This is a genomic window from Nostoc sp. LEGE 12447 (genome assembly GCF_015206985.1).
GTDB lineage: Bacteria > Cyanobacteriota > Cyanobacteriia > Cyanobacteriales > Nostocaceae > Nostoc.
In genome coordinates this window covers 1-14236 of the sequence record NZ_JADEXT010000002.1, presented here as the reverse complement: position 1 = coordinate 14236, position 14236 = coordinate 1, and the positions used below count along the sequence as shown (strand labels likewise).

Here is a 14236-nt window from a genome sequence, read left to right as displayed (position 1 = left end):
GTACATGCAAAAGCGCCAGAAAAGTCGATTTTTATTTAGCGATCGCTGGCTTGATCGGCACTCAATTGTTCGCAACATGGAAGCCTTTCAAGACTTGATTGTGATTGTCTTGTGTTTAGGTTTATTCGCCGTCATGCTGATCCAATTGTGGGGAATAGCTATCGCCCTCACGCAGCCACTAGACTATAAACACGTGACTGCAAAAATACTATTTGTGTTAATTTTAGTCGAGTTATTTCGACTATTAATGGTCTACTTGCAAGAACATAGTATCTCTGTGGGAGTAGCAGTTGAGGTAACAATTGTATCCCTACTACGAGAAATAGTAGTTCATGGAGCGCTGGAAATTTCTTGGGTTAATACGCTTGCAATTTGTGGTTTGTTATTTGTTCTAGGTGGACTACTGGTAGTCTGTGCCAAAACTCCACACATGGATTGTATGAGCGCTAACACTAAGTTTTGTCCGGTTGTGTATAGAGGAGGTAGAGAACGGCAAAATGATTTGGAATTCCAGTATTCACGTCAATGTGATGAAAATAAACCGCTTGGCTAAATTCTAATGAAAATAGGGAGTGGGGAGATGAGGTAGAATTTTCTTCCTTGTCTGTCCTATTTCCTGATTTATCTATAGGACTACTATTTGATTTTTGAAAAAATTCAGTACAACTCAAACAGGCTTATTGATTTTTACTTATTGCCTGTTGCCTCATTAATTTAAAGGGTTCCATCAGTAAAGGAAAAACGAGATTGGATAAGGCTGAGGTAATTGGAAAGCGATGTCTACGACGGGCTACGCCTACGCACTGGATACTATAATCTACACTCGCAAGGTACTTCCGACGTATTGAAATATACTCTTTTTGGAAGATGAATCGCTCTTTAAGGATGAGTATAAAGTTAATTAGAAATTCTAAAAGAGGATCAAGCAATGGCTACAAATACAGGTAACGGACAGTCTCAAACAGCGATTAGCGACTTGGAGTATGATTTTGTCACTGTGTTGCACAACAAAGCTGAAGCCGTTAAAGCTTACGATACCTACATCAAAGATGCAGAGCAAGTAGGTTCTCAGCCTTGTGTAGAGTTGTTCCAAAAATTGCGCCAATCTGATATTGAACACGCAAAAGAGATTCGCCAACATCTACAACAAGTGCTGCAACACGGTAAGATGTAACCCAGGTTTTAAACTGCGTAAGCGTAGCCCATCGTAGACATCGCTCTACTTTAGTGAACCTAAATAGGACTTACGCAAAATTATATGTGGTAGGGGCAATTCATAAATTGTCCCTGCCAGAAAATCATGTTTAGGCTATTTTTTGCGTAAATCCTGCTAAATAAAAAAGAGGCGATGTCTACGACGGCCTACGCCTACGCACTTTACGTAAAAAACTTTATTAACTGATATATTGCACACTTTGCTTAAGCAATATACAGCAAAGTGTTTTCCAAGATGAACGTCCACTATCAACTAGACTGATTCTGGGCTACCTGCTGTACTTGTGCCACCGTTAAATCGAGAGCCACCGCTACTTGTTCCACACTCAACCCCAATGCCAATAATCGGGGAATAGCTTCTAACTTAGCTTCCTGTTTACCTTCCTGTCTACCTTCCTGTCGACCTTCCTCCAAGCCATCTTGCTTGATAGATTGATACATCCTTGTTTTTTTGAATTCGTCGTCTATACCCAACATTTCTGCTAACTCCTCTCGGCTTAACCGGGTAAATTTGTACAACAGGATAGTCTCTATCAATTCTACAATTTGCTTCCTGGTTGCTTCATCCGCTAGTTGTTGCCTTGCTTGTAAAATCAATTCTCTACCTTTGTCAACGGCTGTCTCTTCTCTTTCGATAATTAATTTAACGATCGCAACTTGAAGTGAGTTATCCGTCGTATCCAATTCATCTAGATAAATGCGTTGCACTTGGGAACTGTTTAGCAGCAATTGATACGGTAGTTGATCGCTTGGATCTAAACTTCGTTGTGGATAGATGACGACAGCACGCCAAAAATTGACTGATTCGTTTTGACGCAAGTAAAGAAAGATTTCGGCAAAGAAGCGTCTATAAAAAGTCGGGTCTAATTGAAACTGGACTTCAACAAAGTAGAGTGGTTGATTTGTAGTTTCAGTTGTGGGCATAAATACCCCATCAATCCTAAAAGCCGTTTCTTTTAGTTCGACTGAAACAAATTGATATGCGTTGACGTTGACAGTATTATCGCCAATTATTGCAAAAAATATACTAGGGAAAGATTGAAATAAGCTATAAAATATTTTGTCAGTTTGCACTTGGATTTAGTCAAGCGTAAATTGGATATTCAAAGTTTATCAAAAATTGTGTATACGCATCTGATTACGCATTAAAAAAAGCAGATAGTAACCATCATCTGCTTTAATTAAAAAACCCATTATCTCATTTATTTGGATACCAATTGATTAACTGGAGCAATCCCAGCCAAATCTAAAATTGGTGTGATCGCATCTTCCCGCTTTACTGCCATCAGATGGACACCTTGACACAATTGCCGTGCTATCTGCACTTGTTCGGCTGCAATTTTTATCCCTTCCTCAAAAGGCTCTTTGGCTTTTGCCAATCTATCAATAATATGTTGGGGAATATTGACACCCGGAACACATCTATTAATAAACTGAGCATTTTTTGCCGATTTCAACAAAAAAATTCCTGCCAAAATCGGTTTTTTATAGCCAGAGGCAATGGTATCCATAAACTTTTCTAGGCGTTCAAAATCGGTAATCAACTGACTTTGAAAAAATTGCGCTCCGGCTTCGATTTTGCGTTCAAATCGACTTTGTAAACCCGACCAACTTTTACATTGCGGATCTACTGCTGCACCAACAAATAAATCTAGCGTTCCATCAGTCAAGGGTTTTTCGTTGCAATCAACGCCTTGATTCATCTTTCGAATTAGTTGCAGCAGTCGCACCGCTTCTAAGTCAAACACTGCTTTGGCATCTGGATGATCGCCTGCTTTTACTGGGTCGCCAGTCAAAGCTAAAATATTACGGATACCTAAAGCATGAGCGCCCATTAAATCAGCTTGTAAAGCAATGCGGTTGCGATCGCGGCAAGCAACTTGACAGATCGGCTCTATACCATTTTGTGACAAAATCACCGACGCGAGTAACGAAGACATCCGTAACACTGCGCGGCTACCATCAGTAACATTGACAGCATGAACCCTTCCCTTAAGAGTCGCCGCCATTTGAATCATGTGCGCTGGATTTCCCCCTTTCGGGGGTGCTACCTCGGCGGTAACTAGAAATTCACCTGCTTGTACAGCTCTACGGAAGGCTGTGGGGCTATGGGTGTGATACATAAAATTAAGAATTTCAATTTCTTAAATGGTATAGCAAATCACACCTAAAAGCGAAAACTTAGAGAGGAAGCGAGTAGCCTAAAGCAGCTTTTACTTGTGATAAAGTTTGATTTGCGATCGCTCTAGCTTTTTCCCCTCCATCGCGCAATACAGACTCCAAATAACTTTTATCTGCCGTTACTGAGTGATATTTTTCTTGGATTGGTTTCAAGGACTCAATAATTGTGTCTGTCAACAATGGTTTGAATTGTCCCCAGCCCATATCCTGGCACTCAACTGCTACATCTTCCTTTCTCTTCCCAGAAAGCAATGTATACAGCGTCAACAAATTATTACACTCTGGACGTGCTGGATCGTCGAAAGTCAGCCCACGAATCGGATCGGTTTTACAACGCTTAATCTTGTATTGAATCTGTTCGGGTGAATCGAGCAAACTGATTCGGCTTAACTCTGAAGGATCGGACTTCGACATTTTGCGTGTACCATCCGCTAAACTCATCACCCTTGCCCCTTCCTTACGAATCAAAGGGTCTGGTAACTTTAGAACTGGCTGATCTGGTTTACCAAATTGGTGATTTAACCGAGCTGCAATATCCCTTGTCAATTCCAAGTGTTGCTTTTGGTCTTCACCCACTGGTACTTTATCCGCTTGGTAAAGCAAAATATCAGCCGCCATCAAGACTGGGTAATCCAACAAACCTGCACTCACATTTTCTCCCTGTTTAACAGCTTTTTCCTTAAACTGGATCATGTCTTGCAGCCAGTTTAGAGGTGTAATGCAGTTGAGCAACCAGGTGAGTTCACTGTGGGCTGAAACGTGAGATTGTACAAAGATAGTGGAGTGATTTAAATCAAGACCACAAGCTAGATAGAGAGCAGCAAGAGTGTAGGTATCAGCTGCCAACTGTTTGGGGTCGTGTGGTACTGTAATCGCGTGCAAATCAGCCACAAAGAGGTAATTTTCGTATTCACTCTGACCTTCTACCCAGTTGCGAATGGCTCCTAAGTAGTTACCTAGATGGTAATTGCCCGTTGGTTGAACTCCAGAAAGAACACGTTGCTTGCCCATAAATTTCAACTAAGTTATCTCAAATCTGCGCTAATAAAGTCGCTTCTCTACGAGACGCTGCGCGAATGCGCCTACGCAAAACTCATTTAATTTTGACATTTTCCAGGTCAACTCGCTGTTACGGGATTAGAGATTTTAACTCAAATCCGATTGCTATAGAAACTCTTCACTGGTTTTTTGCCACTGCTTGTGTTTGAAACTGCTTTTCATATTCCAAGCGAATTGTGCCAAGATATGCGTGTAGGTACTAACGCTGACAAGGGTGGGAGTTCTGCTGTCCGCAAGCTTGACTGCGGCGAAGATGTGGTGCATTTTTATTTTGAAGCTTAAGGACGTTAGAAGACTAATGAAGCAGTACTCTCATCTCACGATTATTTCTTACATATTAGGCCCTACTTTGATCGTCGTGAGTCATTTAGGATCATTACTGATTATTGTTACTGGCTTATCTTGGGGTGCTGTTTTGTGGGCCGTGTTGTTATATGTAATACGAATGCTTGCAACTACTGGCATCTATCATAGGCTACTCACCCACAAGAGCTACCAGGCTCCAACCTCAGTTCTATGCGTTGGAAGCATCGTGGCTGCTTCAGCTGGACAGATGGGGCCAAGTTGGTGGAAAGCTCACCACATGGAGCATCATCAATGCTCAGATCAGGAAAAAGATCCTCATTCTCCCTATATGCCTTTCAAGGGGATCAAAGGATTCTGGTGGTCTCAAGCTGGATGGCTATTCTCCCCACAGTTTTTTCCCTCGAAACTTCCCACTGATGTTGAGAGTAATGTGGTTTTGAAGATTGTTGATCGTTTGCACTTCATTCCCACCTTTGCTCTTGGTGCGTTCTCATACTACATTGGTGGAGTTGAATATCTCGGCGCTTTTTTCCTCAGCACGACTGTCCTCTTCCACTGCGTCGCCACCGTCAATTCACTCAGCCACATACTGGGCGAGCAACCGTTCATAACCAATGATTATAGTCGGAACCATTGGCTCGTAGCATTTCTAACCTTGGGTGAAGGCTGGCATAATCTTCATCACGCATTCCAGTGGTCAGCCCGGCATGGCATAACCGTGCGAGGAGGCCAGGTTGCCTATCTTCCAGACCCAACATTTTGGTTCATTAAAATCCTTGAGTTCCTGAAGCTAGCGTCAAAGATTAGAGTGCCTTCTGAATCAGAACTTATTGCTCGCGCCAGAAACCGCAACTTTCAAAACTCAGTGTTCAAAGCAAAAGAAAAGACATCCGTCTGATATTTTGGTTGACAGATGGTTTAGGAAAAAAGTCTGTTCCTTGCCGTCTCAGTCAAGAATCTAAGGATTTAACTGGCTGAAGATGTTTTTGTGAAAAAAGCATCTTCAGCTAGTTAAATAAGGAAAGGCAGGATGTTCATCCCCGATGAGGGAAAACACTAGCTTTGTCCAGTTAAGCATGAACCATTAAAAATTGACCATTACCATTATATTCTCCATCACAACTAGCAAAATTACGAATAAACCATATCAAATAAAACCTCCATATCCGGCGAAACTTGGCATAGTCTATGCCATAGTTTAATGTTTTTATTGTTGCCTGATTGTCGTCAAAATTTTGTAACCAGTTAGCTAGTGTTTTAGAGTAATTAGAGCCATTAAGATACCATCTTTGAATTGTTTTGAGGTCTTCTTGATGACTTGGAACTGCATCGTAATTCCAGTAACGACCGTGCGGAAAAATATATTTGTGGGTGTAAACGCTAGACATATTGTTAGGGATGCGGACTGTAATAATGTGAATTAAAACTTTGCCATCATCCTTCAAAAACGAAGCTAATTTTTTAAAGGCTGCCGTTAAGTTACCAACATGACAAAAAACACCAATCGAGAGAATTTTATCAAACTTTATCTCGAAATTTGCATTATTCAAATCACCTTCATATAGGGTAAACCGATCTGAACTGAGATAACTCTCAGGATCTTGCATTTTGCGGCGGATATATTCGCATTGCTCGTGGCTCAAATTAAGACCCGTAAATTTGACATTGGGGAACTTAGAAAGAATGTAATTAGGAACACATCCCCACCCGCACCCAAAGTCTAAGATATTGTCTCCGTCCTTGATGTCTAGTTTTTCAATCACATCATCAATCATCTGCATCTGGGATTGCTCAAGGTTTAATGCTCCTTTTTCCCACAATCCCATGCTGTACTTAGGATAAATGAGTTTCCCGTCCCCCAACATAGTATTCAGCATGGCTTGAGGCAAGTCGTACTGAATTTTCATTAATTCCTGCGATCCTTCGGCGAGATGGTCAGTTTCTTTTAATACCCATTCATACGGTGCTAGTAGGGATGGGAAATACTGAAAGAAAATTGGCATACAGGTATCGAAAAGCGATTCTAGAACGGAATCAGGAACTTCTAATCCGTTGATATAAGCTTCTGCTACTGCCATCTGAACTGTGTTAACTACCTCAACCGCCCCACGAGTTACTTGGTATGCAAATGGACTCTTAATATTTATATCTCCCACAATAGGGATATGCTTTTCTATTTCTTCCAGCAGTGTACTAGCAGTCATACTCATACTCCTAACAAGCATTAAAATAATGCTACATGAGTATAATAATTAGATTTTTTTAGCTTTTTAACACCAAAACGTAAGAAGTTGTAACATGCATTTAGGAATATTTATCTCCAACACACCTGATGCGACTTTAACTTGATAAAAGGTAAGCGTAGCAAAGGCAAACGTCCTATAACTTGGCGTTAACTGCGTTTATTTCTCATAATTGTTTGAGATCAGGGTGTTATTCGCTCAACTCATTTCCGTTTCTAGTAGCAGTTGGTTGCGATCGCTATTCTGATATATGTTGGGTTACGCAAAGCCTTCACCCCACCTATTTTAAACAGAAATGATATAAAGTCACCCATTCAGGTGAAGGCATACAGAGATGTAACGCTTATCATGAAGTAATATTAAGCAACTATAAAGCTAATTATGCGTCTAGTTGTTAGCTTTTTAATAAAGATTTAATCGAAAAATTTTAACAATTCCCCATTCCTGTACTCGCCCTTTAACTACAGGCTACTCCCATAAAGCAAGATTAATTAGGCTTTTAGATATGGCTACGCACATAGAAATTCCTGTTATTGGCAAAGTTAAGTATCCATTTCGCTGGTTGATGGGGCTGATAACAGGGGGTGTTTTGGTTGTTGGTACGATCACAACCTACACCCTGATGAATCAAGGGAAAAAAGAAGATATTGCTCAATTAACTGTGCCAGTGGCAGCGAAAAACGTCACATTGAGAATTACAGCTAGCGGTAAAGTCGTACCAGTTCAGAGCGTAAATATTAGTCCGAAGAACCCCGGAGTGCTATCGCAATTATATGTACAACAAGGCGATCGCATTCAACAAGGGCAAATTCTTGCGCGCATGGATAGTGCGAGTATTGAGGCTCAAAGGAGTCAGTACCGTGCTAACTTAGCCCAAAGTCAAGCACAATTAGCTGAAGCTATTGCTGGTAGTCGTCCTCAAGAGATCGCTCAAGCAAAAGCGCGGTTAGCACAAGCTCAAGCCCAGCTAGCCCAAGCTAGGGCTGGTAATCGTCCCCAAGAGATTGCTCAATCTCAATCCCAAGTGGATGCGGCTCAAGCAAAGGTGAATTACACCAGCGAACAAGTAAAGCGCTACCAATACTTATATAAAGAGGGAGCAGAGAAAAAACAATTACTCGATCAAGCCATCAGCGAAGACAAAAGTGCTAGAGCCAGTTTAGAAGAAGCTAAAAAACGATTGTCGTTAGTCCAAAGTGGGACTCGGACTGAGGAAATCGACCAACGTCAAGCAGCTGTTAATGAAGCACGGGCAGCATTGGTACTGTTAGAAGATGGTACTCGTTCTGAAGAAATTGTCCAGCGCCAAGCGGCTGTAGCCAGTGCTGAAGCTCAATTAAAGGGTGTGCAAGTGCAGTTGGAAGATACAATTATTCGCGCTCCGCTTTCGGGAATTGTGACGCAAAAATATGCAGAACCGGGTGCTTTTGTGACACCCACCACTTCTGCTTCTACTAGTGCGTCGGCAACTTCTAGTTCAATTGTCGCCGTAGCACGCGGTTTAGAAATATTAGCTCAAGTTCCTGAAGCTGATATTGGCAGAATTAAACCGGGACAGCAGGTGGAAATTGTCGCTGATGCTTATCCCGATCAAGTCTTTAAAGGTCATGTGCGCCTGATTGCTCCAGAAGCAGTGGTGGAACAAGGTGTGACATCCTTCCAGGTGCGGGTTGCTCTTGATACTGGTACAGATAAACTGCGTTCTGGCTTAAATGTGGATCTGACTTTTTTAGGCGATCGCGTCAATAATGCCTTGGTGCTACCAACGGTGTCAATTGTCACCGAAAATGGTCAAACTGGTGTACTTGTACCTGATGCAAATAATAAACCACAGTTCCGCGAAATTACAGTTGGGGCACAGATTCAAAACCAAACTCAGATATTAGGGGGAGTTAAAGAAGGCGATCGCGTTTTTGTTAATCCACCCAAAGACTACAAAATCGAGAAGGCGAAAGAAAAGAATAATTCGTAATTATTAAGACATGAATTTTTTAGAAAGTGTCCAAATGGCGGGTAAAACCCTGCTGTCAAATAAGCTGCGTAGTGCCCTGACGATGTTGGGTATCGTTATTGGCAACGCCTCAGTAATTGCCATGATTGGCATTGGCGAAGGTGGTCAAAAATATGTGAATAAACAGCTAGAGTCATTAGGGCCAAATGTGCTGTTTATACTGCCAGGTAATCGAGAAACTCAGCGTATCTCCTTTGAAGTGCCAAAAACTCTGGTGTTACAAGATGCCGATGCGATCGCTTCTCAAGTACCAACAGTAGTAGGAGTTGCGCCAGAGTTAAACAGGAGACAGGTAGTTACATATAGCAACCGAAACACTGATGTCAACATCATTGGTACAACTCCCAGCTTCTTATCAGTGCGGGATTTTGAAACTGCTAAAGGCAGATTTTTTAGCGAGGTAGACATTAAGCGAAATAACCAAGTCGTTGTCTTAGGCGGAGACTTGGCAGAAAAACTATTCGGTAATAGTAACTCTATTGGTCAGCAATTGCGAATTGGAAATACTAGCTTTCAAGTGATTGGGACATTAATAGCCAAAGGTTCCAGCGTCGGAGCAGATTATGATGATGCTGCGCTCATACCAATCACAACCTCAGCAAACCGACTTGTGGGAAAGAATTCTCCTTATGGTATTGCTTTAGATTATCTCGTTGCTGCCGCTCGTGATTCCGAGAGCGTGGATGCAGCAGAATTTCAAATTGCTAATTTGCTGCGTCTGCGGCACAAAATTAATGGTGAAGATGACTTTACTGTCCGCTCTCAAAAGGATGCTTTACAAACTGTCGGTCAGATCACAGGTGCATTGACAATTATGTTAGCAGCGATCGCAGGGATATCATTGTTTGTCGGCGGTATAGGCATTATGAATATTATGCTTGTCTCCGTCACCGAACGTACCCAAGAAATCGGATTGAGGAAAGCGATTGGGGCAACTGAGCAAGATATTTTGCTACAGTTCATTATTGAAGCAGTAATAGTTTCCGCCGCTGGTGGTTTAGTTGGGACTGCGGTTGGTATCAGTGGCATTCTATTAGTAGGAGCCTTGACTCCCTTAGAAGCAAGTCTTTCGCCTGTAGCAATTACTATGGCAGTTGGTGTCTCTGGTGGTATTGGTTTATTCTTTGGTGTTGTTCCTGCACGTCGCGCTGCTAAACTCGACCCGATTGTGGCTTTGAGAAGTGCTTAGTAATACAGTAGGTTTTTGTAAAACTAGTAGTTCGGGGCAAAATTTTTCTGCTACATCTCCTTGTACTTGATTTCTAATCATAGAAACAAATTTGTCAAGGTCGAATGGTTTAAGTAAATATTCTTCAAACTCTACATTGGGAATGAGGTCGTGAGTACCTGTGGTAGATGTTGAAGTCACAATGATTGGAATATGATTTCCATTATCTGCTTCCATCGCAGTCAATGTATTTAGTAATGTATAAATACTTTCACCCAAGAACCTAATTTCACAGACAAGGATGTTGGGTGTAAACCAACTCAAGATTTCTAAAGCTTCTTTTACTGAACCAGCAGTAATCACATTTGCACTCTGATCTTCGAGTAAAAATGCGTACAAATCTCTACTATCGCGATCGTTGTCTACAACGAGTACTTGTACACCCTTGAGTATCCCAGCCGCCAAGCAAAAGCCATTGATTAAATTCATAACAACACCTGCGATGAGGGATTTAAGTGCAAAGTGGACTGAAAAATCCGTAGTAGAGACGCGAAATTGCACTGGGCTACGCTAACCCCTGGCTAGCCTAACGCGTCTCTACTGTATTAGGTCAAAAGGTGCATTTGTTGAAAATGGGGCATTGGTCATTGCAAGAGAGATTTTCCCGATTTCTGCAAGAAGTCTATTGAAAACAGCTAAAAGCAGATTTTGGCTCAATATAAGAGTATTCAACAAAGAAAAGTACCGAAAGAAGGATTTTTGCTATAAATCAAACCGAAAAACTTTCTTTTTGTAATATCGCAAAGCATTGTTTGATTTTCTAAGTTAGTTGATTAACTACGATATAAAACGTAATAAATCTCACCCTCAATCCCTCTCCTTAGCAAGAAGAAGGAGATTATTTACCTTACTCAAATATGGGGTGATGCTCAGACTGTATTGCATCGAAGTGAGAACCATCATAAAATTAACTAAAAGTATTAAGTATTATTGCCATTCCCTGTCCTCAAGTTCCTTTTGAGGTAGCAATAACGTGGCTTCAATTTCTCGCCTGATAGCAGCCGTCACTTCACAATTACTATGCAGACAATCGAGTAGTAATTTATTGGCATCGTAGTATCGTTGCAAAACTTGCTGTTGTTCATCGCTAAACTGCCACTGGTGATTAATATTGCGATAATTAATGACCGTCATCTTTAATTGTTTAGCCCAGGCTGAATAGTTTGTCTGTCCCCATAGCCTAAGCCGTTCTTGATTTTGACGAGAACTTGGTAATTGGTCAGAGAGTTGTTGCAGAGATTTATAAAGTCCAACATCCAAAACTATACCCAAAATGTTTGAGAGAGCATCTCCACAGGCGTGGATGTGGGCAAAGTCCTGGCTCCCATCAATTGCACATTCGACCAGCAGGTCATCTAAAGCCGTATCCAGAAACATTCCCTGGTCGAGGCTGCTGGCTAGGGCAAAGTGAGAAGCTATGTGAGGAGTCCGACTTAAGGCAAGATAAAAGGCTCGAGTTGTCGCCTCTTTTGGTTGGCTGGGAATAGTGCGAGATTTTTGGCTGGCCCAGGTCAAAAATTCTTGTAAATAAGGGTCTTGGCCAACTAGTGCATCAATCTGTTGCTTCATCAACTGTACTAAAGAGTCTGCACTGCGGAGCATGGTAGCTGTTAACAAGAAAATTTCGTGCCAGTGCGGGTCTGTAATGTGACTAACTAATCCTTCTAAAGCTTCCCCAAATGCCTCTAGATTATGACTGGCAACGATTTTTCTTGCTGTGAAGTATTCTTGAAACGCCAGATAGGAGAAGGAAAAAATTCCCCGCGCCCGTTCTGCTAGTAGCCCATGTTGAGCCTCGATCGCTTTCAGTGCTGCTTCACTTTCTATTTGCAGTTCTTCGGCATCCATTGGTGCTTTGGTCAGATTCTGAATATACTCACCAATGTATTGCTCAACGATGCGTTGCTCAAAAAAGTACTGACCTTGCTCAAATGTCGCTGCTGCAATCTGACTCAATAACTTGAGCTTTTGTGGTAATAAAAACCCTCGGTAAACTTCATCCCGTTCAATGCCTTTGGCTTCATCCCATTTGCCCAATAGAAGGTCTAAACCTTGCTTATAAAAGTCAGTCCGCTTAGTCGGAAATTTTTCTTGAGCGTGAAACACCCAGCAAGCAAGATGCAGAAATAGGGGTGTAACTACGAGTTGGCGAAATTGCCAGTTTTCATCTAAGTCCAACTTCTCAATAAACTGAACGGACAGCGCTTGACCGTCTTGAATGTTAGTTTTGGTAAAGGCCACAAACCATTTTTGGGCAAAGGCGATGATTTGTTCTGAGGTAAACGGGGCAATCTCAACATCCGTAAAGCCTCGGAGTCTGAGTTTTTGAGATGCTGTTCGACAGGCTGCCACAAACTGATTTTTGTGATACTTTTCTGAAAACCTGCGAATTTCGCTTAAGACAGTATTGCTTTGTTGGTTAAGAATTTCATCCATACCGTCAAGCAAAATTAAGACTCTGCCTGCATTAAGCAAAGTTTCTATGGCTGAGGAATCGGAAATTCCAGATGTGAGGAACTCCTGGCGGATGTATTTTAATAGGCTGAACTCGTTGGTGATTTTAGATTCTTCAGCAAAATTTCTCAGGGTGATGAAGATCGGAACTAAGTTCCCTGCAAATGTGCCTTGGTTACATTGAATGGCGAGATATTGTAAAAAGGTGGTTTTACCTACCCCAGGTTTGCCTAGTACCCTGAGCTTAGAGTATGTTTCAACTGCCTGTGTACCAGGTATCTGGTTTTGATCGGCATCACCTAAGCCAAAACGGTCAAATAGTTTGGGATCTAGGTTTTGCAGCGCAGTGATTTCTAACCACTGTTGACTGGCAATTTCCTCCAAAATATTCACATCTATAATATATGTCATCGATCGCAACGGGACGGCTGATATCCAATAACTGCAAAATCCCACACTGGTATTGAATTTTGTCGAAGCGTTGCGATCGCACTTTTTCCACCAAGCCATCAATATCCAGCACAGGTGTCCGGCCGTATTCTTCTATTTCCATGAATTCTGCCGGTGGATTGCTAACAATCTCCCGCCAATTCAGTTCTAATACAGAACAAATTTCAATAAAAGTATGACGCTCAACTGGACGACCACTAAAAAATCGCCAAATCGGTTGTCTAGTCTTGAGGTTAACTTCGGCTGACAAATTGTCTTGAGTCCACCCCTTGAGAGCAAATGCTCTTTTAGCCTGTTCAATACCGATGAGTGACGCTTGGAGCGATCGCTTGACCATAGGACAAAAACCTGCTCCTCAAATCATTAACTTTAATTTTTATTAACATCTGCAATCTTATCGCTTTTGTTGTGATACTAGCATTTTACTCCTTTAAAGTTATACAAAATCCTAGAGTATGCTCTCAAATTTTTAAATTTCTGTGTCAAATTCAAACGTTATGCACCTATCTTATACATTTCAACCTTTTGGCAATACCTAAATTCAAACACTTGTCTGTAATGCTGAAGTATGTTTTATAGGATTACTTGCTAATCATTTGCTTGATTTCAAATCATAGTTGCATTACATAGATATCATCTATATATTTTTGTATTTAGAAAGTGGCGTTGCTGAATTCAGATATGAAAATGATTTTGCGTGATTTCAAAACCCTTGTAGAGAGGTTGAATTGCAACGTCTCTACACCAAGATTCATATATCTAATCAGCACGCTTAGAAACTTGTGGTTATACAACTGGCTAAGTTATCTCTATTCTTAGATTTGCATTATTGGACTCAAGTACAAAACCTCATCTATGTTGAAACCTAGAGTTTTTTAAAAGATATATTTATGTAGGTTGGGTGGAGTGAAACGCAACCCAACATTACCACTAAATTTTATGTTGGGTTACGCTATCGCTGCACCCAACCTTGTATCTTAGAAATAGTAGTAGACCGTCCCAACCTTGGTCATCATAGACCGCTTCGTAGCATGGGTCACTACAAAAATCTCTTTGACAGAACTCGAACAGTCGCCAGGGTCAAAGCTT

The 14236-nt window shown here is 41.4% G+C and carries 13 protein-coding genes; 6 read left to right on the top strand and 7 right to left on the bottom strand.

Translation table 11 applies throughout. From position 1 onward, the window contains the following. Nucleotides 1-4: 4 nt before the first annotated feature. Nucleotides 5-553 (top strand): phosphate-starvation-inducible PsiE family protein, encoded by a 549-nt coding sequence (locus IQ274_RS02570; protein WP_163933551.1) that lies wholly within the window; start codon nt 5-7, stop codon nt 551-553. Nucleotides 554-928: 375 nt separating this feature from the next. Next, the gene (locus IQ274_RS02565) at nt 929-1174 is read left to right on the top strand and encodes a hypothetical protein (protein ID WP_193867275.1); all 246 of its coding nucleotides are present in this window, start codon (nt 929-931) and stop codon (nt 1172-1174) included. Nucleotides 1175-1464: 290 nt separating this feature from the next. Here the strand turns inward: IQ274_RS02565 and IQ274_RS02560 are convergent, their stop codons facing one another. From IQ274_RS02560 to trpS, 3 genes are all read right to left on the bottom strand, one after another. Further along, on the bottom strand, nt 1465-2289 hold the full coding sequence (locus IQ274_RS02560) for an Rpn family recombination-promoting nuclease/putative transposase (RefSeq protein ID WP_193867274.1): 825 nt from the start codon (nt 2287-2289) through the stop codon (nt 1465-1467). 128 nt (nt 2290-2417) lie between these two features. Then, the gene (locus IQ274_RS02555) at nt 2418-3338 is read right to left on the bottom strand and encodes a methylenetetrahydrofolate reductase (RefSeq protein ID WP_193867273.1); all 921 of its coding nucleotides are present in this window, start codon (nt 3336-3338) and stop codon (nt 2418-2420) included. 58 nt (nt 3339-3396) lie between these two features. Then, complete coding sequence (gene trpS / locus IQ274_RS02550; RefSeq protein WP_163933563.1) at nt 3397-4407, bottom strand: tryptophan--tRNA ligase; 1011 nt, start codon at nt 4405-4407, stop codon at nt 3397-3399. A gap of 177 nt (nt 4408-4584) precedes the next feature. On the opposite strand from trpS, the gene IQ274_RS02545 reads away from it, so the two are divergent. Continuing rightward, entirely contained in the window at nt 4585-4737 is a 153-nt protein-coding gene (locus IQ274_RS02545; protein ID WP_193867272.1) for a hypothetical protein, read from the top strand. A gap of 16 nt (nt 4738-4753) precedes the next feature. Further along, nucleotides 4754-5659 carry an acyl-CoA desaturase gene (locus IQ274_RS02540; RefSeq protein ID WP_193867271.1) on the top strand — a complete coding sequence of 302 codons (906 nt, stop codon included), beginning with the start codon at nt 4754-4756 and terminating at the stop codon, nt 5657-5659. Between the two features lie 172 nt (nt 5660-5831). On the opposite strand, the gene IQ274_RS02535 is transcribed toward IQ274_RS02540, so the two are convergent. Further along, on the bottom strand, nt 5832-6965 hold the full coding sequence (locus tag IQ274_RS02535; RefSeq protein ID WP_193867270.1) for an SAM-dependent methyltransferase: 1134 nt from the start codon (nt 6963-6965) through the stop codon (nt 5832-5834). Nucleotides 6966-7509: 544 nt separating this feature from the next. On the opposite strand from IQ274_RS02535, the gene IQ274_RS02530 reads away from it, so the two are divergent. Both IQ274_RS02530 and IQ274_RS02525 read left to right on the top strand, forming a co-directional pair. Continuing rightward, nucleotides 7510-8976, top strand: a complete 1467-nt coding sequence (locus IQ274_RS02530) for an efflux RND transporter periplasmic adaptor subunit (protein ID WP_193867269.1) — start codon at nt 7510-7512, stop codon at nt 8974-8976. Nucleotides 8977-8986: 10 nt separating this feature from the next. Next, on the top strand, nt 8987-10204 hold the full coding sequence (locus IQ274_RS02525; RefSeq protein ID WP_193867268.1) for an ABC transporter permease: 1218 nt from the start codon (nt 8987-8989) through the stop codon (nt 10202-10204). Here IQ274_RS02525 and IQ274_RS02520 read toward each other — a convergent pair. The 3 genes from IQ274_RS02520 to IQ274_RS36270 all read right to left on the bottom strand — a co-directional run bounded on the left by IQ274_RS02520 (nt 10133) and on the right by IQ274_RS36270 (nt 13484). Continuing rightward, complete coding sequence (locus tag IQ274_RS02520) at nt 10133-10672, bottom strand: response regulator (RefSeq protein WP_163933579.1); 540 nt, start codon at nt 10670-10672, stop codon at nt 10133-10135. The genes IQ274_RS02525 and IQ274_RS02520 overlap by 72 nt on opposite strands. 498 nt (nt 10673-11170) lie before the next feature. Continuing rightward, nucleotides 11171-13108 (bottom strand): NACHT domain-containing protein, encoded by a 1938-nt coding sequence (locus IQ274_RS02515; protein ID WP_228058006.1) that lies wholly within the window; start codon nt 13106-13108, stop codon nt 11171-11173. Then, nucleotides 13011-13484: a hypothetical protein gene (locus tag IQ274_RS36270; protein WP_228058005.1), complete on the bottom strand. Its 474-nt coding sequence runs from the start codon at nt 13482-13484 to the stop codon at nt 13011-13013. The genes IQ274_RS02515 and IQ274_RS36270 overlap by 98 nt, the downstream gene beginning before the upstream one ends. Nucleotides 13485-14236 lie beyond the last annotated feature (752 nt).